The sequence below is a fragment of the Pediococcus parvulus genome, assembly GCF_007990205.1.
In the GTDB taxonomy this organism is placed as follows: Bacteria; Bacillota; Bacilli; order Lactobacillales; family Lactobacillaceae; genus Pediococcus; species Pediococcus parvulus.
In genome coordinates this window covers 1-20139 of the sequence record NZ_BJWE01000032.1, presented here as the reverse complement: position 1 = coordinate 20139, position 20139 = coordinate 1, and the positions used below count along the sequence as shown (strand labels likewise).

Here is a 20139-nt window from a genome sequence, read left to right as displayed (position 1 = left end):
CTTATGAGTATAGTCATGTTTTCAGGAGCTGTCCTAATATAGTGAGCGGATTGAGACGGGTTTACTTTTACTAAATAAGGGCACTGGATGCGGGGAGAATCCCCCGCTGGAAGTGTGCTTATTTAGTAAAAGTGTGTCTCAAGGAGCTGTCCTAAAAATTAGTGAGCGGAACAAACCGGGAGTCTTTAATCTATAAGTGAGATTAAGGTGGGATCGCAATCTCGCAGAAATCTTGCTTATGGATTAAAGACTGGTTTGAGGAGCTTAATTCAGGACCCGCCCAATCCCAAAAATACATCACGAGGCAAATACATGAACATCAAAGATTTTGAATATTTTCAAGCAATGATTGAAGAACGTAATTTTTCACGGGTGGCCGCCAAATTTAAAGTGAGTCAGCCAACTATTAGTACGGCCATTAAACGCCTTGAAACGGAATTCCAAACACAACTGTTTGTCCGTGATGCCAGCCAGCATAAGTTAACAACAACCTTAAGCGGCCAGCAACTGGCCGAGCACACCACCATTGTTTTGGATCAGGTAAACATCGCTCAAAGCGAAATTCGTAATATCAATACTGGAAAAGTCGTGCTTGGATTACCGCCAGTAATTAGCCAGTCCTATTTTCCTCAAATTGCGGCGGAATTGGTTAAGCACGATCTCCTTTCACAAATCGTACCTATTGAACACGGTTCGGCAGAATTATTAAAACTTTTACTTAACGGCACGCTTGATATGGCTCTTGTGGGTTCCATCCAACCATTTGATTCGGCACGCCTTTTTAGCCAAACTTTCGCACAAACTAAGTTTCACATTGTTGTTAGTAAAAAAAGCCCTCTTGCGGCCAAAAAGGGAATTTCGTTTCGTGATTTAAAAAACGAGAACTTCATTACCTTTGGGAGTAGCTTCGTTCATTCAGAAGCCCTCAACCAATTAAGTCATGCCAATCACTTTCGACCAAAGATCATTTACGAAAGTAATGATCCGCAAGTGATTCAAGGTATGATTGCTAAAAATGTGGGATTGAGTTTCTTGGCTGAATCAGCCATTACAAATCCCGATGTGGTTCAGCTAAAACTGTTAGATGATCCCCAACCTGAGTTTTATATGAGTTTGGCCTATCGCACTAATCATATTCTGTCGCCGCTTCAGAAAAAAGTCGTCGACATTTGTTTGAAAATGGAAAATAAAGCAGCTGGAAAAAATTAACTTTCCGGCTGCTTTATTATTAAGCAAATCTATTTTTAATATCTTTCAAACTGTCTAATGACCATAACTTCATCTTCCGATAATTGTCCACCAAGATGACCAATTAACGTACGCCCAACTTTACGATAATTTTTTCGAATTTGTGTAAAACATAAATCAATAATCGCAATTAAAAACGTGACAATCATAGCACTGTTCTGCGTTAACACGGCCCCAAACAAATTAACTGTATCGCCACTCAAAACTGTTCTTAAAAATGCAAAAATCATAATTAAATCAAGCACCACTTGAAGGCGCATGAGACCACGCATGCGATTTTTTAATTTAACAAGTTGCTGAAAAATATCCTGACGCTTCATGGTTCAGATCCTCCTGACTACAAACCGATGCTAACATCCATTATCTGTCTTTCATTTTAAGCTAAATATAACACTTGGTAAACTATTTGATTTCCACCAAAAATTATCGGATCGAATAGGCTAGATTTAGCTGTTTAAAAAGTGTTTCTACAGACATGCTGTAAAGGGTTTTGAAATAGTCATCCGTTTTTCCTTTAGGTGGATCGGGTAAAACAAACGCATTTTGTTGATCATTAACCCCAATTCCAATATAGGCTCGCTCTTTAGTCGCTGCACTTTTAATTTCAGAATGAGAAATTTGAAACAACTGCCGTACTTCCAACCGTAATTGGCGTTTACTGAACGCACTACCTAACGTCACAAACTCTTTGCCACCAACTGTTGGTAACTGCCATTTTTCAAGTTGCGTATCAAACGCCTCAAAGGCTTTTACAACAGTTCTTCGCAAAGTAAACGGTGACTCAACTGGTTTGGCAGAGATGATCTGATATACATTTTGCGCACCAGCCAGAGAAATTGGGCAATCGCGTTTAAATTGATCCACCACTTTATCAAAGTCATCCCCGAAAAAGACCAGTGCATCCAAAAGTGTTAGCAATCGTAAATGCATCATCCCATCCATTTCGCCATTTTCTTCTGGCTTAATGGTTTGTTGAATCCCCTTTAAATACTGATCTTGGACCTCGTCATTCAATAAACCGTGCTGTTTTTGCCATTCATAAATTGTCAAATGAGTAATGGTATCATATAAAGTCGTGGTAACGATCATCAGTTGTTCGTCAAAATCACGATGTCCACTTGTCACGTTGAAAGAAATCGTTGGGTAGCCAGTCGCATCTAATAAAGCATGCTGCAATTCATGAGAAACGGTGTAATTCGGCGCAGTAACATCCTTCACATGAATGATCAAATCGCCATTTTGCCAACTTTGGTAGGATTGGTCATAACGCACATATCCGGATTTTTCCGTGCCATAATCGAACACCACATCACCAGAAATCTTCTGATTCACTTCATTCAGTAGTTCGTTTACTTCATTATTAAGTTGAATATCACTCATTACTTTCTCCTCGTAGTTGTTTTAAAATTTGCCGTGCAGTTTGTTCATCAATTACAGGTGCCTTTTCTAAAAGTAGCTGGGCTTCTGCGAGTTCAGCTGACGTTGCGCCATTGCTTAGCAACAATGACTTTGCTTGCAAATGCATGTGTCCTCGTTGAATTCCTTCTGAAACCAAAGCTTTTAAGGCCGCCAAGTTTTGTGCTAATCCAACACTTACAATGACTTCTTCTAATTCTTTTGCCGTTTTTACCTGCATCAAACGATGATTTAGTTGGGCTTTGCGATTAATCTTGATTGAACCGCCAACAAATCCCACTGGTAAAGGTAATGTTAAAGAACCTACCAAAAATTTATCTTCAATTTGCCAGCGACTAAGCCCTCGATATTGGCCATCTCGAGCAGCATATGCATGCGCACTGCTTTCAATGCTTCGCCAATCATTCCCGGAAGCCATTACGACAGCATCAACACCATTCATAATTCCTTTGTTATGCGTTGTCGCACGATAGGGATCAACCTGCGCTGCCTCACTGGCCATGACAATTCGATTGGCAATTTCATCTCCGTCAAACTGTTTTGTTGCTAAAGCAGTCATTGGAATTCGGCAGGTCGCAGTTGCCAAACACTCATCAGACAAATTACTCAAAATTGCCATTAAACTAGTTTGCCCAAGTTCAAGGTGTAAGAAATTCGAAACTCCTTCTAACATCGCATTAATCATATTAGCACCCATTGCTTCCTTTGTACCAATAAAAATATCTAATGAAACAAACTGGTGATCAAGCTTTCTTACACGTATTTTTTTTGCGCCACCCCCACGTTTAACAATGGATGGATGTGCATCATTAGCAGTCTGTAAAATTTTATTTTCATTTTCTCGCAAAAGCTGTGCAAGTTTTTCTGAATCATGAACATTTGCCATTAAAACTTGGCCCATCATCAATCGATCCGTTATCTTGGTCTGGATGCCGCCATCAATCGCCATTATTTTGGCGCCATTGCTTGCTGCTGCAATCACGGATGGCTCTTCTGTCACCATCGGAACTACTTTTTCTTCTCCGTTAATCACAAAGTTAACTGCAACACCTTCAGAAATCGGAAAATCCATCAAGTAATTTTCAATAATCTGATCACCTTGAGTGGTATTTTCATCTGCAATTATAGCCTCGTCGTCCGCAGTTAAGTTTAACTGTTTTTTTAGAATCGTCAGACGTTGCGCATAAGTTTGTTTATAAAATTGCTTTAAATTCATTAATTTAATTCTCCTAAAACCAAAAAACGCGGTGAAACTCATTTTTACAATGTGCTTTTCCGCTTTTGATATTTTTGTTTGGTTTAGCGATGCTGAACATACTCAGAAATGATGCCTTCACGGACACCACTTTCCGAGAAGATCACCCGATCAGCATCCAACATTTGGAGTAACATCACTAATGGTAAAATACCACCAATAATAATGTCAGCTCGTTGTGTTTCTAACCCTGGCATCTTTTTACGATTAATTAAGTTTCGGGATAACAAAGCTCGAAAAGTTTTGTTGACCACTTCTGTTTTTAAACGATAGCCATGAATATTATCTACTCGTAATATTCCTTGATGTTGGCGATTCATACGTGCCAAAGTTCGATTAGCGCCACCCAGTAAAATAATTGGTAATTGAACAGCATCCATAATCCACCAAATATCGCGAAACTGTTTATTCACAAAATTTTGAGCAGCAAATAACCGATCAGCGCGGACCACATTGTTTAAATGGAATCGTTCCGAAAGACTCACGGCGCCAAATGGTACACTTATCAAGTTGCGAGGTTTCCCATTTTCAACATGAATTAATTCACAACTAGCCCCACCAGTGTCCAGAATCAAACAATCCCGAATTTCCAGAGAATTCATGACACCTAAATAGTCATAATATGCTTCATCGTTACCCGACAAAACGTCAAGTTGAATGCCAATCTCATCTTGAACCCGGTTTAAAAATTCGGCTTGATTACGCGCCACCCGAACCGCTGCTGTCGTAATTCCACGTACCGTACGATTCGGATAGCTTTCATAGATATGCTTAAACCGTTTTAAGGCTGCCACGGTTCGGTCCATCGCCACTTGCTGCAGAATATGATTGCTGCCCATTCCTTCAGAGATGCGAGAGTCTTCCTTAATTCGCCGGACCTCATGAAAGCTTCCGTCCTCGTGAATTTCGTTAATTGCCATTCGAACTGAATTGGAACCTAAATCCACAATAACTAAGTTTTCCATTTTGACACCTCTCAATCCATCACGATAATTTAATTGTTCTTATTTTACCATGTTTTCGTTTAAACATGCGATGAACTTGCGATAAATGGGTGTCTGAGAAAATGTAAACTTACTAAAATTATGGTTTGAGTTTGATAAAGAAAGATTTCGCCTAGTTTATATTTTTGGACGGCTGCAGAAAACATGACTATAAACATAAGCATGCCCAGCGCCGGACTTCATCCTGCTGACGGCACACTTATGCTTATAGTCATGGACGTTTTTATCCGCTCACTAGGTTTTAGGACAGCTTCTCAAACCAGTCTTTAATCCATAAGCAAGATTCCTGCGGGATTGCGATCCCGCATCCATCTCACTTACGGACTAAAGACTCCCGGTTTGTTCCGCTCACTAATTTTTAGGACAGCTTCTCGAGACACACTTTTACTAAATAAGCACACTTTCATCGGGAAATACTCCCCGCATCCAGTGCCCTTATTTAGTAAAAGCAGACCCGTCTCAATCCGCTCACTGGTTCTTAGGACAGCTCGGCAAAACAGGATAGAAAATGCAAGGCACGCCTACTGCGGGGATTTTTCCGCTTTCGGCGTGCCTTAGCCTTACATTTTCTATCCTATCGTTTTGCCTCGCTCACTTAAAATAATTAATTCCCATCGCATCCCGCACTTCATCCAAAGTTTGGTTTGCCACCTTATTCGCCTTTTCACTACCGCGCTTCAAAATATCATACACCCCAGGAATATCCTGTGCATACTGCTCTCTTCGCTCTCGAATTGGTTTCAACGTATTCTGCAACACTTCATTCAAATATCGCTTAATTTTAACGTCTCCCAATCCCCCTGCTTGATACTGGGCCTTCAAATCTGCCACTTTTTTCTTATCCTTATCAAAAATATCCAAATAAGTGAAAACTGTATTGCCTTCCACATGGCCCGGATCCGTCACCTTAATATGCTTTGGATCTGTATACATCGACATTACTTTCTTTTGAATCGTATCCTCATCATCCGACAAATAAATCGCATTATTCAATGACTTACTCATCTTTGCATTACCATCTAAGCCCGGAATTCTTCCCAATCCCTTTGGTGGGAAATATCCCTCTGGTTCAACCAAAATCTCTTTTCCATAAACATTATTAAACGTTCGCACAATTTCACGTGTCTGTTCCAGCATTGGCTCCTGATCATCGCCAACTGGCACCGTATCAGCCTTAAACGCAGTTATATCTGCAGCCTGACTCACAGGATAAATGAAGAATCCTGCCGGCACACTTTCGCCAAACTTTTTTTGCTTGATTTCTGTTTTGACCGTTGGATTTCTTTCCAAACGAGAAACAGTCACCAAATTCAAATAAGTTTCCGTCAACTCACTTAATGCAGGAATTTGTGATTGCACTAAAATTGTGGATTTTTCTGGATCAATCCCCACTGCTAAATAGTCCAAAGCTACCTGAATTAAACTATTACGAATTTTTTCTGGATCACGCGCATTGTCGGTTAAAGCCTGCATATCCGCAATCATAATATAACTGTCATAATTACCAGTATTTTGTAATTCAACTCGATTTTTAAGTGAACCCACATAATGACCAATGTGTAGCTTTCCTGTTGGGCGATCTCCGGTTAAAATTACGTGCTTTTTTGTCATAATAAAATCTCCTCTTCTTTGTGTTTTGTTTCAGTGCAAATAAAAAATCCCATCACTAGTAAGACTAGTAATAGGACGAATTCACCGTGGTGCCACCTAATTTGCAGAGTACTCTGCCACTCATTGCAGATATCGGTGCCCCGTTTAAGCGTTCTCCAAAACCCAATTCGTTTTTCTGAAATCTCTCAGCAAATGATTTCTCTCTGGCGGTGAAAAACTACTTTATTTCTTCACTGAACTTGATATGTTCATTGTACCTATCTTTAGTTTTGGGAGCAAGTCTTGTTTTTATAATAAATATTGATTCTTGTGCCAAATCTTCACCACAGGAACTTGGCCTCATCCTCCTGACAGCTCAACATCACCCGATTGACTTCGCTTGACTTTCTCCTCCAAACAGCCTAGAATATCGTAACACTAAAATGCTTTTACACTAAGGGAGTCATGCAATTGAGCACCGTTGATTCAAATGAACTTAAATCCGAACAAACCCGCGTTGATCACGTCATTCAAAAAATTGAAGCACAAGCCAATCACACTCAAAAATTGGTCGATCAGGCCCACTCCGAAACGCGATCTGTTGAAAGTAATTACTCTCAAAACGCAAAAATCAATACCTTTGAAGTTGATGATCGGATCGAAACCAATGCCGAAGTTCAACAACAAAAAGGCCTGGTTGCACGTGCCGTTGAAAACGAAAGTATCCTTAAACGACAAGTTGCTACCTACAAGCAGTTACAGGATTCACCCTATTTTGGCCGCATCGATATTCAAGATCCTGGTGAAACTGACGTAGAACCCCTATATATCGGAACCGCTTCGTTTGCTGATGAACACGAAAATTTTCTTATTTACGACTGGCGGGCGCCAATTTCAAGTATCTACTACAATGGCACTTTAGGAAATGTCTCCTACCAAACTCCTGCCGGTAAAATGAATACTGATTTGGTGAAAAAGCGCCAGTTTTCTATTCAATCTGGTAAAATCACTAACATGTTTGACACCAATGAAACTGTTGTTGATGAGATTCTGCAAGAAGTACTCGGACAACAGAATGATACTTACATGGCTAATATTGTAGCCACGATTCAAAAAGAACAAAATGACATCATTCGCGATACCACTAGTGATTTATTGGTTGTCCAAGGTGTCGCCGGTAGTGGCAAAACTTCCGCTATCTTGCAGCGAATTGCTTTTTTACTTTATCATAGTCGTACTTCGTTAAATGCGGATGAAATTGTATTGTTCTCACCTAATCGCTTGTATAGTCGATATATTTCTGACGTTTTACCAAGCTTGGGTGAACGAAACATGCGCCAAATCACGCTGGCTGATTTTCTCTCTCAACGTTTTCAGGGATTGAATGTTGAAACGGTTTTTGATCGATACGAGCACAATTCAAATATGACTGGCGCTGATGTAGAATTGGCTGAATTTATTGAAGGACCAGATTTTATGCGATTGGTTGCTAACTATGTGAACAATTTGTCCCCAGATAAAATTCAATTTACCAATGTCATGTTTGAAGAAAAGCCATTCTTTAAAGCCACTGATATTCGAAAAATTTATACAGATTTGCCGGACACAATGCGTCCAGCCGATCGCTTTTTAAAAACTAAAAACACGTTAATTAAACAATTAAAAAAACGACTTGATGAAGAAGCCAATGCTGATTGGATTCATGAAACCATTGACCATTTAAGTAACGAAGAATATAACGACTTAATTGGCAAAAAGCGATTACGTGCATTTGAAAGTTATGACGATGAAATTCATTATTTAGGCCGCAAACTCGCTGCCAAACACTTCCAAGTTGTTTATGATGCTCTCTTTAATAATTATTTTATTGATGTTTATTCACAATATGTATCTTTTTTAAACCAAGTAGAATTTCCAAAAACAGTTTCATCAGCAGCAAAGCAAAAAAATCAGTTTGACTTTCAACAAGCTATTGAATATCATCGCTTACGCTTAATGGATGCTGCACCACTACTTTTAATGCGTGACTTATTCACTGGTAGTGGCCGCAACCGTCAAATTCAGCATATTTTTATTGATGAGATGCAAGATTATTCATTAGCACAAATGATGTACTTTAAACATGCGTTTCCAAACGCAAAATTTACACTTCTTGGTGATAGTGAACAAGCTCTCTTTAAAAACGTTGAAGCACCGCAAATCTTGTTAACCCATTTAAAAGAAGCTTTTAATGTTAAAAAAGCTAATTTAATCACTTTAAATCGAAGTTACCGCTCCACTTATCCCATCACCAGTTTTGCAAAAAAACTTTTACCTGACGGGGACCAGATTCAAGCCTTCAATCGCGAGGGCAGTTTACCAAGCGTCGTCATTCGTGACACAGTTGCGGATGGTAATCAGGCCTTAATTGCAATTTGTAAAAAAGAACTCCAAACATACGGAACAGTAGCTATTTTGACGCGTAACATGACAGAAAGTCAGCATGTTTTTGAGAACATTCATCGGGCTACTAACGCCAATCTGCTTTCAGATGCGGATTTAGCTTTGCCTAAGGGTGTCTTGATTATGCCCATTTATTTGGCTAAGGGGCTAGAATTCGACTCTGTTATTGCCTACAATATTTCACAAAATAATTACCCCGACCAAAGTTCTACCGGAATTTTATACACGATGGCTTCGCGGGCAATGCATAGTCTAACCTTGTTAAGCATTGGTGCTGCATCCCCGCTTATTAACGAAGTTGTTAATGATCACGAACATTTAGTTCAAATTAAATAATTTTTTGTAAACAAAAAGCGATAAAATCAAACCAAAACCGGTTTGTCCTATCGCTTTTATTGAGTCTAAACTTTTCTGGTATTGGTGAATAACTAATACCAGTTTTTTGTCTATTTTAAAAATCAGAAAAATAAAAAGGACACCTGTCCTCTTTGAGTTATGATTTAATCACCAAAACAAATCGAAAAGAGAAAATTCAGATGTCCCTAATTATTTCTATCTTAAGTTTATTCGAAATAACTGACCTAATTTCATTTTTGTTTATTACCATGGATGGTATAAGTGCTACCACTCAAATTCCCATGAGCATCTGTTGCAAAATCAGCTGTTTGAACCATCATTTCTGATGAAGAGTTATCATCTTTATCACTATTACCTGAAGCACGCTCAGTTGTCTGACTTGCTTCGCTTTGCGCGTTACTAATTGCACGTGAAGTTTCTTGGAACTGTGTCACAGGAATAGCTGCTTGCTGATATTCGTCATTCAAATCGGCCGCTTCAACCGTGGTAGCTGCTGTTGCCCCCGCAAACTTAGATAAGTTTTCTAAGTATGGTGAACGATCTACTCGCTGATGTGTTGTCGTAACTTGCTGTAAGGCTGCTGTTGCGCGACTAACCTGTTGAACAACCTTAGAAATAGAAGCGGTGACCACACTTGATTCATCGGTTTTTGAACTACTTGTCTGAACGGTTGCTGATGACGCAGCTTTAGCATCCACACCTACAGAAGCTGAACTAGCAGTTGTAGAGGTCGATTTACTTGAAGCCGTTGAGCCAGCAGCGACTGAACTAATGCTCTCAGAACTAGCTTCAGAAACTGAGCTTGCTTCACTACTTGTTTGGTCGGTTTTTATATCAGAGGAAGAACCTTGGTCAGCTGAACTTGATGCTGAAGAAGCCACGCTGGTCGCCTCAGAACTGTCAGAAGCTGACACGCTACTAGCAACACTGCTAAACGCAGCCACACTAGACGCACTGGAACTGACAGCTACTGCAGAACTTGCGGCAGCTGCTGAACTGACGCTTGCACTTGAGCTACTTACGCTAGATGGCGTCCAAGTACTAACAGCAGAGCTACTTACACCACTTGAAACGACAGCCGAACTTGCAGCTACTGAGCTTGACGAAGCCACAGAACTGGTTGCTGAACTCGTTTTGGCACTTGAACTTGCTGTTGAACTGGCAACACTACTTGAACTTACTGAGGAAGTAGCACTACTTACAGCTACAGAACTTGCACTACTTGCTGTGCTCGTTGTTGCACTAGCCGCATAAGAACTGGAATATGCGTAACTGCTTGATTTAGTTGTTTTACCAGCCTGCGTCGTGTTATTAGTATCTGCTAATACTGGTGTTGTTTCATTAAAAGCCACGGCAGCATTGATACCAACTAAAACAAGCCCAGCATATAGCCATTGCTTATGCACTTTGTACATTTTAAAGTGCAATTTTTCGTCTTTCTGATGACCAAAAGTATGTTTATCACTATTCTTCATATATAATAACCCCCAAACTTACAGAATTTAAGATTCTCTAAAGGTAATTATACGACATTTTTTAAGTTTTGAATACATCATAAAGTAAAATTTATCACATTTATTTGTTCAATTGAATAACCTATTTCGTGGCTAAGTTCCGTTGATGCGTAATAGCATGTTTTAAAATAAACGGCGCAATAAGTGTGACCAAAATAATTACCAAAATGACATCTGAATAATGCGTGGGATCAATCAATTTAGCCGCAAACCCTATTTGGGCCGTGATTAAGCCCATTTCTCCTCGTGAAATCATTCCGGCACCGATGACGTAATTACTAGACAAATCAAACCCTGATATTTTGCCACCAAGGCCACAGCCAAATAATTTTGTCCCGATACCTAAAATGGTCATAAACAGCACAAAGCCAAGAGATTGCCATAAATGGGAAAAATTCATATTTAGGCCCACACTCACGAAGAACATGGGGATAAAAATCGCATAGCCAATTGGCTCTACACTTTCGCCAATTTCTTCGTGAGCGGGTGTCAATGCCACCGCAATCCCGGCAAAAAACGCACCAACTGCACCACTTAAACCGACTAGTTCAGCCAACCATGCCATGGATAAACAAATGACCATTGACATGATTGTGCGACTTGAAGTCATAAAAAGACGATCCGCCGTTCGCATTAAATATGGTGCAATCCATTTGATAAGTAGATAAACACCAACAAAATACAAAATTTGTTTTAAAATAACCAGCACCAAGTTCTGATTGCCGCTGGATTCACCCATCATGCTAACCATAATGCTTAGCAAAATCACACCAATAATATCATCCGCAACTGCGGCTCCTAGAATTGTGGCGCCTTCTTTGGTGTCCAATGCATGAAATTCTTTCAGAACTTCTACCGAAATGCTGACCGATGTTGCCGAAAATACCACGCCCAAGAAAAAACACTCCAAACGACTAAAGTGAAAAAGCAGTCCTGACGCCCCCATAATTACTACTGGAAAAATAACACCAATTACCGCAACAATCAGAGCGGGCCGTAAATATTTTTTTAGCAGGGCAATGTTACTTTCCAAACCAGCGATGAACATCAAAATAATAACACCTAAATCAGAAAAAACTTGAACCAAACTATTTAATTGAATCCAATTCAAAATAGCCGGACCCAAAACGACTCCGACTAAAAGTTGCCCAATGACACCTGGGACACCCATCCGTTGGCTGTAATGCCCAACAAACAACGTTAAAAAAAGTACTAAAGCAAGTGTCCCGATGAATTCCATATAGTTACCTCCGCAAGTTTACATTAAATAGGTCAAATCACTTGCAGCTGTGGGGTAAGCAAAAATTGTTTGCTTTAAGTTTTCAGGAGTTAACTGACGATTAATAGCCATCGCAAAATAGTTTATTAAATCATCCGCTTCACCACTCATGAGGCTTGCTCCAACAACTGCACCTGTTTTTTTAGATGTTATTACTGTAGCATATGCCAACGGTTCGTTCAAGCGGTGATAGGTAAACCATCCCGTCAAATCAAAGTTTTGAACAGCATAATTATTTTTTTGTGTTTGTGCTTCTTCGGCACCAACGCCAACCTTGGCTAAACGTGGCGTCCCATAAACAACGGTTGGAATCGCCGGATACTGAATAGCTTTAGTTTCACCAGCAAAAGATTCTGCCAAATATTGCGCTTCAAATCCAGAAACTGGTGTTAATTTAGGTTGTGATTTATCCACAACATCCCCGATCGCAAAAATATTTTTAGCAGTCGTTTGAAGATGATCATCAACCTTGATCCCACGTTTGGAAAATTCCACGCCAACTTTATCTAAATCTAAAGTGTCATCGTTGGGAACTCTGCCTGCTGTACAAAAGACTTTATCGGTTTGTAAACTGAAGCCTTGTGCACTCACTAACTCGTAGCCATCGGCATTTTTTTCAATCCGACTAATATCAACGCCAAAATGAAAGCGAACGCCCTGCTCTTCAAGTTGGGAAACCAATTGATTAACGTCTGCTTTTGCGAAAGCTTTCAGTGGTCGGTCATTATGATGAATAATATGAACCTCAGCACCCGCGGTAATTGCCATTGCCGCAAATTCAAATGCAATATAGCCACCACCGACAAATGACACAGAGTGGGGCATATTGGTCATTTTTAAGAAATCCGTACTTGTTCTAAAATGCTTTTTCCCATCAATATCAAGTAATCCCGGGCGAGCACCAGTGGCCACCACAAATTTATCGGCAATCACTTTAGTCTGATCGGCTAAAACAGTATGGTTATCAACAAACTTAACTGATCCATCAATGACAGTAATCCCAGCTTTTTTTAAACCAGCCTTGGTGCCATCCGAAACTGGATCGGTAAATGTCTTCTCGAATTTGATCAAAGCTGGCCAGTCAATATTTGGTGCACTCTGCAAACCTTTACCTACCAAATATGCAGAATGGCGCCGTGCTTCAACTGCCGCTAATAAAACCTTTTTTGGATCACATCCCCGATTCGGACAAGTCCCACCCCAAAGATTTTCTTCAATAACTGCGACCTTCAAATTTTGTGCTTTTAACGCATATGCAAGTGCAGAGCCACCGGGTCCAGCACCAATAATGGCAACATCAAATTTATCCATGATTTAACCCCTCCGTTTTTGACCTTTTGTCTACATTCTAACGCTTAACTTCACTAAGATAACGTATAACCTGTTGACGATTCAAATAACCAACCACTTGATCAGAACGGTTGACACTAACTTCTGCTGTTTTGCTTAATAGTTGAAAGGCCATTTCTAGTGTGTCGCTTTCGGTGAGTTGTGGTTCCAGATTGGTTCCGGTTTGTTTTCGATAAGTATAGCCCGTTTTAATCAGTTTACCGACTGGTGTTTCGAAGACATTTTTCGCGACGGTACCAGCAAAAAAGTTTTCAACAAATTCATTTACTGGATGTTGGGCAATATCATCCGGAGTATCCACCTGTAACAGCTTTCCATGACTCATTATGCCAATTCGGTCTCCCAGTTTCAGAGCCTCATCCATATCATGCGTAACAAACACAATTGTGTTGTGCATATTATGATGCAAATCTAAAACTAAATCTTGCAGTTGGGTTCGCACAATTGGATCCAGCGCGCTGAATGGTTCATCAAACAGAACAATCGGCGGTTTGGCAGCCAATGCCCGAATAATTCCAATTCGTTGTTGCTCACCACCGGAAAGTTCACTTGGGAGTCGATCACGATATTTTTCCGGATCAAGGCCGACCTGTGACAACAAACTATCCACAATTTTAGCCGTTTGTTTTTTGGGCATTTTTTTCATATCGGGAATGACACTAACATTCTGGGCCACCGTCATGGTTGGAAACAACGCAATCTGCTGTAAAACGTAACCAATATCTAAACGTAAACTTTGTTTATCAAATTCCTTCAGCTTTTTACCGTTAAAAAGAATATCACCATCCGTTTGTGTAATTAACTGGTTAATCATTTTTAACGTCGTAGTTTTCCCGCTACCAGACGTTCCTACCAAAACAAACAATTCTCCAGGTTTAATCGCTAAATTTAAATCCTGAATTGCTAGATTTTCGCCAAACTCTTTACGCACATTTTTAAATTCAATGATTGGTTGTTTATTAGTCATTATTTGGCATCCTCCAACAATCCATGAGAAATCAAATACTGTCTCGCAACTTTTGCTGCGGACTCTTTTTTTACATTGACCTCATAATTCATTTTTTGCATATCTTCATCAGAAATTTTTCCTGCTAATTTATTTAAAGCTGCCACAATTTTTGGATGACTGGAAGCTAATTTTTCAGACATCACTGGTGCTCCTTGATAAGGTGGAAAAACATGTTTGTTATCCTTTAACATAACCAAGTCTAATTGTTTTAACTGACTATCCGTTGAATACGCATCCCCGACGTTGATGTTCCCGCGTTTGAGCGCTTCATAACGCAAACTTGCTTGCATTGAGCTAGCTTTAATATTTAGATCGTACTTTTTATTAATTCCTTTGAGTCCATCCGTCCGGTTAATAAATTCAAGCGTCATGCCAGCCTTGATTTGACTTTCAATTGACTTCAAATCGCCAATGGTTTTTAAATTATACTTTTTAGCAAACGATTTTCTCACCACAAGGGCAAATGTATTTTGATATTTCATCGGCTTCAAATAAGTCATATTATATTGCTTTTTAAGGTCATTTCGCGCCTTAACATAAGTTTCGTGGGCGCTTAAATTCGAATTGTTTCCTGAACTTTTTACCAAGCTTTCTAACACAGTTCCCGAAAACTCTGGGTAAATATCAATACTCTTACTCTTCAACGCATTGAATAAGAAACTGGTGGTTCCAAAATTAGGTTTTAAAGTAACCGTCACGCTTTTATCACTTTGTTCAATCAAGTCTTTATACATATGAATTAAAATATTTGGTTCTGATCCGAGTTTCCCAGCAATTACAATATTTTCTTTGGGTTGTGAAACAGCTTGATAACCACTCACACCAACAAATCCCACAACGATTACCCCAACTGTGGCAATCACCGTTCGTAACCGTGCTGTCTGTAAAAATTTGATCAAGGTACTTAAAATGATCGCCAGTAATGCTGAAGTTACAGCGCCAATTACGATTAAGGAAGTATCATTTTGATCAATTCCCAATAAAATAAAGTTTCCTAAGCCACCGGCACCAATCAATGCAGCTAGGGTTGCCGTTCCCACAATCAGAACCAATGCTGTTCGGATTCCAGAAATAATTACAGGTAATGCGATTGGAATTTCCACTTTAAAAAGTTTACGCATTCGTGACATTCCAAACGCGTCTGCTGCTTCTTCTAAAGAAGGATCAATTTCATCAATTCCCACGTATGTATTTTGGAAAATGGGTAACAAAGCATAAATGACCAAAGCAATTATCGCTGGAACACTGCCAATTCCCACCAATGGAATCAATAATCCTAATAATGCCAATGAAGGAATCGTTTGTAAAACGCTGGTCACCTGTAATAAAAACTCGGCCACATTTCTATGATGAGTAGCCCAAATAGCTAATGGCACTGCAATCACGATTGCGATTAATAATGCTGTTAGCGAAATTTGCAAATGTTCCCATAACGCTTGAAGCAATTGCGTTCGCTGATCTAAAAAAGTATTCCATAAAGTTGTCATTATGACGCTCCCAATAAATTTATTGCTTCTATTCTCTCACATAACCTAAAAATATCCATGCAATATACTCAATAAAGCTCAATTGACCAAATCACTAGTCAATTGAGCTTTTAAGATTTTAGCTATTAGAAATTGAATTTTACTTCTTTAGGTTTTGTTGCAACTAAAATTTTTCCTTGCCGGATTGAATACAAAACTTCCGAACGCTCATTTAGTGCATTATAAAAATTATCGTTATTTAAAATGATACAGTTTGCGGGTTTACCAACTTCAATACCGTAATGATCTGTAATGTGTAAAGTTTTTGCAGCATTATTGGTCACAAAATTATACGAGTCCAAAATACTTTGATAACCCATCATTTGTTCAGCGTGAATCCCCATATGAACGGGGTCCATCATATTTCCGTTCCCCATGGGATACCACGGATCTTTCACATCATCTTCCCCAAATGAAACGTTAATTCCAGCTTCAGTTAAGTCCTTAATTCGAGTGATTCCTCGGCGTTTTGGATAGGTATCAAATCGGCCACCCAAATGAATGTTAACTAATGGGTTAGAAACCATATTAATTTTTGCCAATTTTAGAAGACGGAATAATTTATAACAGTAGGCATTGTTATATGAACCCATCGCCGTGGTGTGACTTGCCGTCACGCGGTCAGTCAATCCCGTTTCATAGGCTAAAGTAGCCAATACTTCAAGATTTCGAGAATTGGGATCATCGATTTCATCACAATGCACATCAATCAAACGATCATATTTTTCGGCCAACTCTGCGATGTAATGGAGTGATTGCACACCATAATCACGCGTAAATTCGTAATGTGGAATTCCACCAATTACATCGGCTCCTTCTTTAACAGCCGTCTCTAATAATTCTTTGCCATGTGGATATGACAAAACTCCTTCTTGGGGAAAGGCGACTAATTGAACTTCAACAATATCCTTCATTTCTTCTTTAACTTCCAGCAAAGCTTCCAATGCCGTCATGGTCGGGTCGGTCGTATCAACATGGCTGCGAACAACTTGAATTCCGTTTTCTACCTGTTTTTTGATGGTTGCTTTTGCGCGGGTTTTGACATCTTCTCGAGACAAGGTTTTCTTTCGCTCTGACCAAATCCGAATCCCATCAAATAAAGTTCCCGTTTGATTCCATTCCGGTTCACCTGCCGTTAAGGTTGCATCAAGATGCACATGAGAATCGATAAATGGTGGTAAAAGTAACTTTCCGTTGGCTTCAATTGTTTGTTCATTTTCATGACTCGCCAAATGGCTGCCAATTTCAATAAACTTTTCGTTTTCAATCCGTACATCCTGTTTATTTTCAGAATTTTCGATAAACACATTTTTAATTAACATGTTTCTCCTCCTTATTTAAATTGAACTTCATCACAAGATAGTAAACAAAACCAACAAGAATCATAACAATGAACGTTGCCCCCGTATAATCTTCGACCCAATTTATTTTCTGCAAAAGAAGATATACAACGACGCCCAAAACCCACAGTACAAACGCTAGCCAATGAATTCCACCTTGATACCAGTACTGACCTCCTTTTCTGGAAAGCTCCTTTGCTTGATAGTTTCTGTCCCGAATCAAGAAATAGTCAACACACATGATACTGATAATCGGGCCGAGAACCATTCCCACATAGTCCAAAAAAGCTGTGAAAGTGTCTAAGAAGCTGCCAACAAAAACCGGAACAAATGTCACGACTGTGGCTAATATTGTCACTATCCACAGCGATTTTTTTAGGCTAATTTTTGGAAACATATTATTAACTGCCGATCCTGCAGCTTGCAGATTTACGGCATTGGCTGTCATACTAGTTAGTACAATGACAATCATCGCAATCGATCCCAGCCCAAGCCGGTTGGCAATGGTACTAGGATCTGAATTGTTTGCATCATACACACCTGAGGTAATGGCAATACTGATTGTGGCTACTAACCCAATAAATGCAAACCAGAAAACACCCAAATCTGCACCAATGAACGGTGCCGTTACGGCGATATGTTTTTTATTTGTAAAACGGGTAAAATCAGCTCCTGCGGTAACCCAAGCTAAGTTGAACGCGGCCAGTGTATCAATTGCAGCTCCAAAAGGCATTTTATGCATATTAGGAACTTTCCAGTTTGTGACTTGAGAAAATGAAACATCACGAAAAACAACGATCGATTCCCAAAGAACGAAAATAATTACAAGAATTATTCCTATTCGTTCAATAATTTGAATCGACCGTTGCCCGGAAGAAATACTTATTAAGTGCAAAATACTCATAACCAAAATACCAAATACCAGACCTTTATTACCACCAGGTTGTCCATAGACCGGCCATCCCAACAATGAATGTAAAATGTACGACATAGACGTCGCCGCAATAAACGTGTTAACAGCTGTCCATCCCACGAACTGAGTGACATTAACCATTGATGGTACAATACTTCCACGAATACCAAATGAAGCACGAGAAATGGCCATCGTGGTTGCACCAGTTTTGTAACCCATGTAACCTACAAGTGATAAAAATATGTATGAAATACTTGACGCCACAATTAAAGCTTTAATACCGCCCCAAAATCCACAAGCAGCAATGATTCCACCAACGAACCATGTGCCATTGTTAGCGTTAGCACCAACCCAAGTCGCAAACATGTCCCAATAAGACATGTGTCGGTTCTCTTCTGGCACAATATCTACCGTGTATCGATCTTTGGTTTCCATAAAAAATTTCCTCCTTAGAATTTTTACACATTTTTATTGATTATACACTTCCTGTGAAAAAAATCGAGAACTTTTTTATTGAAATTTAACAATCTGATGCTATCAACCAAAATGCAATTACTTAATTTACTTTTAGCTAGTGACTTCTGAAGTGGGGACGCCCGTTCTCAACTTGAAAAATCTTTAAATGAAAATAGTGCACAAACCATTTTTGATAGTTAAAAGCAAATAGCATAATCAAAGTAGCACCCACAACAAGTGTTAATATGGCTAACAGAGTTACAGTTTCGAAGATGAAAAATAGCATTAGAATGCTGACTAGAAAAGTCAGAATTAGAATTTTAGATGCTAAAAATACAAAATACAGTATGCGAGCTTTATTAGAAATCATTTTTCTATCGTGTATGTAATGCGAACTATTTTTCATAAAGTTTGGAATGTTGATATTTCCACGACGAAATGCCAATTTTCGTCCTTGTGGAGTAGAATGCCAGCCTAAAACAAAGATGATCTTGTAGCAGATCTCCCATAAGCACAACATAACAGGTGTCACAAATAGAAAATAAATAAAAGCACTAATACTTTCGTTAGTGGTTGGAAATAAATAATTTCCAATCCTTCCTGTTTTTTGCGAAATCCAAATACTTGCTAGAACTAATATGGCCCATAACCACCAAATCTTAGCAGATGTTTTTTCTACCCGTTGTGCGTTATACATCTGCAGTGTCTGTTCTACACTAAAACCCCGATCATTCTCAGTTTCGTGCACAGTATTACAAAAAATAATTGCTTTTTGGATCACGTATACTGTTTCATCTATATCAGATTGACGGGCCGCAACTAACGGAATGGCTATCTCTGCTTTACCATCGATCGGCGCCTCCAAAGAAAGATTAAGTGTCGTCACTAGATTACGTTGTGTAGTCGTAACATCTGCAAGATATTCCCACCCAATTAATTTTGGTTTTCTCTTGAAGAGTACTACTTTATTTAACAGCCCTCGTGATGAAAGGACCAACAAATTCGGTTTTATTAGTCTATAAACAGTAATGATAGACGGCAATCCAAAAACAAGCATAATAAAGAAACCCATAAAGTAATTATTTGAATCATATTTTGCTATTAAGGTTCCAATTACAACAAAAGCTGCGTTTAACAGAAGATAGAGTAGTTCATATAACCTGTACGCGTTTAAATAAAATTTCATAGCGACTCCGTCCATGCACATTCAAGGTGCAATTAGTGGCTTATTTTCAATAACCGATCTCTTGATTCCATTTAATTTGAAGCCACTTATCGGATTCGGACCGATGACCCCTTCCTTACCATGGAAGTGCTCTACCTAGCTGAGCTAAAGCGGCATAAAAATTACCCAAATAAGTATACCATATCTGTAAAATTTCCTTCAATGGCCGATATTTGGATAAAAAAAAAGCTTCCAATTAAGGAAACTTTTAGGTT

General features: G+C 39.2%; 15 protein-coding genes, 1 tRNA gene and 1 other annotated feature. Of the genes, 2 read left to right on the top strand and 14 right to left on the bottom strand.

Annotated elements, in window-relative coordinates; genetic code table 11:
- Positions 1-312 precede the first annotated feature (312 nt).
- Complete coding sequence (locus PPA04_RS07035) at positions 313-1209, top strand: LysR family transcriptional regulator (protein WP_057784559.1); 897 nt, start codon at positions 313-315, stop codon at positions 1207-1209.
- 35 nt (positions 1210-1244) lie between these two features.
- Here the strand turns inward: PPA04_RS07035 and PPA04_RS07030 are convergent, their stop codons facing one another.
- The 5 genes from PPA04_RS07030 to trpS form a co-directional block, all read right to left on the bottom strand.
- Positions 1245-1568, bottom strand: a complete 324-nt coding sequence (locus PPA04_RS07030; protein WP_057784558.1) for a hypothetical protein — start codon at positions 1566-1568, stop codon at positions 1245-1247.
- 103 nt (positions 1569-1671) lie between these two features.
- Positions 1672-2628, bottom strand: a complete 957-nt coding sequence (locus tag PPA04_RS07025) for a hypothetical protein (RefSeq protein ID WP_057784557.1) — start codon at positions 2626-2628, stop codon at positions 1672-1674.
- Entirely contained in the window at positions 2621-3922 is a 1302-nt protein-coding gene (locus tag PPA04_RS07020; protein ID WP_260280943.1) for a hydroxymethylglutaryl-CoA reductase, degradative, read from the bottom strand. The genes PPA04_RS07025 and PPA04_RS07020 overlap by 8 nt, the downstream gene beginning before the upstream one ends.
- Positions 3923-3963: 41 nt before the next feature.
- Positions 3964-4884 carry a Ppx/GppA family phosphatase gene (locus PPA04_RS07015; RefSeq protein WP_057784555.1) on the bottom strand — a complete coding sequence of 307 codons (921 nt, stop codon included), beginning with the start codon at positions 4882-4884 and terminating at the stop codon, positions 3964-3966.
- A 630-nt stretch (positions 4885-5514) separates the two neighbouring features.
- Positions 5515-6534 carry a tryptophan--tRNA ligase gene (trpS, locus tag PPA04_RS07010; protein WP_057784554.1) on the bottom strand — a complete coding sequence of 340 codons (1020 nt, stop codon included), beginning with the start codon at positions 6532-6534 and terminating at the stop codon, positions 5515-5517.
- Between the two features lie 68 nt (positions 6535-6602).
- Positions 6603-6777, bottom strand: a binding site (T-box leader).
- A gap of 207 nt (positions 6778-6984) precedes the next feature.
- Between trpS and helD the strand changes: the two genes are divergently transcribed.
- On the top strand, positions 6985-9291 hold the full coding sequence (gene helD, locus PPA04_RS07005) for an RNA polymerase recycling motor HelD (RefSeq protein WP_229923080.1): 2307 nt from the start codon (positions 6985-6987) through the stop codon (positions 9289-9291).
- 251 nt (positions 9292-9542) lie between these two features.
- On the opposite strand, the gene PPA04_RS07000 is transcribed toward helD, so the two are convergent.
- The 9 genes from PPA04_RS07000 to PPA04_RS06960 form a co-directional block, all read right to left on the bottom strand.
- On the bottom strand, positions 9543-10787 hold the full coding sequence (locus PPA04_RS07000) for a KxYKxGKxW signal peptide domain-containing protein (RefSeq protein WP_057784552.1): 1245 nt from the start codon (positions 10785-10787) through the stop codon (positions 9543-9545).
- A 121-nt stretch (positions 10788-10908) separates the two neighbouring features.
- Positions 10909-12066 (bottom strand): cation:proton antiporter, encoded by a 1158-nt coding sequence (locus tag PPA04_RS06995; protein ID WP_057784551.1) that lies wholly within the window; start codon positions 12064-12066, stop codon positions 10909-10911.
- A gap of 18 nt (positions 12067-12084) precedes the next feature.
- Positions 12085-13416, bottom strand: a complete 1332-nt coding sequence (locus PPA04_RS06990) for a dihydrolipoyl dehydrogenase family protein (protein WP_057784550.1) — start codon at positions 13414-13416, stop codon at positions 12085-12087.
- Positions 13417-13453: 37 nt separating this feature from the next.
- Positions 13454-14422, bottom strand: coding sequence for an ABC transporter ATP-binding protein (locus tag PPA04_RS06985; protein WP_057784549.1), 969 nt, complete (start codon positions 14420-14422; stop codon positions 13454-13456).
- A complete protein-coding gene (locus tag PPA04_RS06980) occupies positions 14422-15951 on the bottom strand; it encodes an ABC transporter permease/substrate-binding protein (protein WP_057784548.1) in 1530 nt (509 codons plus the stop codon). Before PPA04_RS06980 ends, PPA04_RS06985 begins: the two co-directional genes overlap by 1 nt.
- A gap of 125 nt (positions 15952-16076) precedes the next feature.
- Positions 16077-17312, bottom strand: coding sequence for a cytosine deaminase (gene codA, locus PPA04_RS06975; protein ID WP_057784547.1), 1236 nt, complete (start codon positions 17310-17312; stop codon positions 16077-16079).
- On the bottom strand, positions 17302-18678 hold the full coding sequence (locus tag PPA04_RS06970; RefSeq protein WP_057784546.1) for a cytosine permease: 1377 nt from the start codon (positions 18676-18678) through the stop codon (positions 17302-17304). Before PPA04_RS06970 ends, codA begins: the two co-directional genes overlap by 11 nt.
- A 136-nt stretch (positions 18679-18814) precedes the next feature.
- The gene (locus tag PPA04_RS09585; RefSeq protein ID WP_057784545.1) at positions 18815-19885 is read right to left on the bottom strand and encodes a hypothetical protein; all 1071 of its coding nucleotides are present in this window, start codon (positions 19883-19885) and stop codon (positions 18815-18817) included.
- Between the two features lie 80 nt (positions 19886-19965).
- Positions 19966-20039, bottom strand: a tRNA-Thr gene (locus tag PPA04_RS06960).
- Positions 20040-20139 lie beyond the last annotated feature (100 nt).

What these genes read in the sequence shown, in the direction of transcription:
- PPA04_RS07035 (WP_057784559.1), top strand. Translation starts at nt 313, where the DNA reads ATGAACATCAAAGATTTTGAATATTTTCAAGCAATGATTGAAGAACGT.
- PPA04_RS07030 (WP_057784558.1), bottom strand. Translation starts at nt 1,568, where the DNA reads ATGAAGCGTCAGGATATTTTTCAGCAACTTGTTAAATTAAAAAATCGC.
- PPA04_RS07025 (WP_057784557.1), bottom strand. Translation starts at nt 2,628, where the DNA reads ATGAGTGATATTCAACTTAATAATGAAGTAAACGAACTACTGAATGAA.
- PPA04_RS07020 (WP_260280943.1), bottom strand. Translation starts at nt 3,922, where the DNA reads ATGAGTTTCACCGCGTTTTTTGGTTTTAGGAGAATTAAATTAATGAAT.
- PPA04_RS07015 (WP_057784555.1), bottom strand. Translation starts at nt 4,884, where the DNA reads ATGGAAAACTTAGTTATTGTGGATTTAGGTTCCAATTCAGTTCGAATG.
- trpS (WP_057784554.1), bottom strand. Translation starts at nt 6,534, where the DNA reads ATGACAAAAAAGCACGTAATTTTAACCGGAGATCGCCCAACAGGAAAG.
- PPA04_RS07000 (WP_057784552.1), bottom strand. Translation starts at nt 10,787, where the DNA reads ATGAAGAATAGTGATAAACATACTTTTGGTCATCAGAAAGACGAAAAA.
- PPA04_RS06995 (WP_057784551.1), bottom strand. Translation starts at nt 12,066, where the DNA reads ATGGAATTCATCGGGACACTTGCTTTAGTACTTTTTTTAACGTTGTTT.
- PPA04_RS06990 (WP_057784550.1), bottom strand. Translation starts at nt 13,416, where the DNA reads ATGGATAAATTTGATGTTGCCATTATTGGTGCTGGACCCGGTGGCTCT.
- PPA04_RS06985 (WP_057784549.1), bottom strand. Translation starts at nt 14,422, where the DNA reads ATGACTAATAAACAACCAATCATTGAATTTAAAAATGTGCGTAAAGAG.
- PPA04_RS06980 (WP_057784548.1), bottom strand. Translation starts at nt 15,951, where the DNA reads ATGACAACTTTATGGAATACTTTTTTAGATCAGCGAACGCAATTGCTT.
- codA (WP_057784547.1), bottom strand. Translation starts at nt 17,312, where the DNA reads ATGTTAATTAAAAATGTGTTTATCGAAAATTCTGAAAATAAACAGGAT.
- PPA04_RS06970 (WP_057784546.1), bottom strand. Translation starts at nt 18,678, where the DNA reads ATGGAAACCAAAGATCGATACACGGTAGATATTGTGCCAGAAGAGAAC.
- PPA04_RS09585 (WP_057784545.1), bottom strand. Translation starts at nt 19,885, where the DNA reads ATGAAATTTTATTTAAACGCGTACAGGTTATATGAACTACTCTATCTT.